At 55.0% G+C, this 1019-nt stretch carries 1 protein-coding gene; it reads right to left on the reverse strand.

The window, feature by feature from the left end:
* Nucleotides 1-19: 19 nt before the first annotated feature.
* The coding region (locus HOLDEFILI_RS19980; protein WP_006061386.1) for a hypothetical protein at nucleotides 20-1019 on the reverse strand (1000 nt) is incomplete at its 5' end.

Consider the following 1019-nt stretch of genomic DNA (forward strand, 5'->3'; position numbering starts at 1 on the left):
GGATCATTTCCGCCACCTCCTAGTACAACAGCCGGACGATGTGTTCGGCGCTGATTAAACTCATCGGCTTCGCGATGAGCCGGTGGGTTTGAGCTTCGTAGGAAAACAAGAGAAGCGCACATTGGTCTGCCAACAATTTCTGTTCAGGCAGCGCCGTCAGCGCCATCAACGACATTCCCTCCAGCGGCGAAAGCGCCAGCGCCTCACCCTGCCGGTCCAACATCACAAATCCCTCGTCCTGGCGGCGGATCTCGGCATACGCGATCAGCGCTGCGACTTCATTTTTGACGAAGGGATTTTTCAGCTTGTTTTTAACGTCCTTGATCACAGTTTCCAACGTTTCGCCGGCGGCTTGCCGGATCCGGGCGTAATCGTCCCCGTTCAGCGGCTCGGTTGTCCTCGTTTCTTCATAGCGCAGCCGGCGGTTGCCGGCGCCGGGATACAGATAGACCGCGGGCGCCTTGATTTTCATCAATACGCTGTCTTCTTCCCGGATGTATTTCTCCGCCTTTTTCGGCCGGATATGAATTGTTTTATGAATTTCATTGAGCGGATGGACAAACCAGAACCCTTCCTCCACGGTTTCCTGATGTGCTGAATCATAGCGTACGCGGAAGCCGAGCTGAATCAGGGACTGTTCCCCGATCTCAAAGCCTTGTTCCTTCAAGTCGCTGAGATTCCAAATCGTGCCGAGTCCCTCTTCTATTCCCTTTTCCTCAGGAGTCACCGGCTGATCCTGAAGCTTCTTGTTCAGATACTGCCGGCCCTGCTTTACCGTCTGGTTCAGCCGCAAAAGTTCGGTAAACACCGCGTCGTAAGTTCCCTCTGAAGTCTGAGCGGTGCGCGCCGCCGCGATCAGCGTCACAAGCTGGCGCTGAATGCCGGGCAGATAATAATCGTTCATCTGCTTCGCCAGCGCTTCGTAATCCTTAAGCGAATTGTTGACAAACGCACTTACGCCGCTGCGCACGAGATCCCGCAGCATTCTGTCGCAGACGTCCAGGCCTTCCAACTGCTTC

Source organism: Holdemania filiformis DSM 12042 (genome assembly GCF_000157995.1).
Taxonomy (GTDB): Bacteria; Bacillota_I; Bacilli_A; order Erysipelotrichales; family Erysipelotrichaceae; genus Holdemania; species Holdemania filiformis.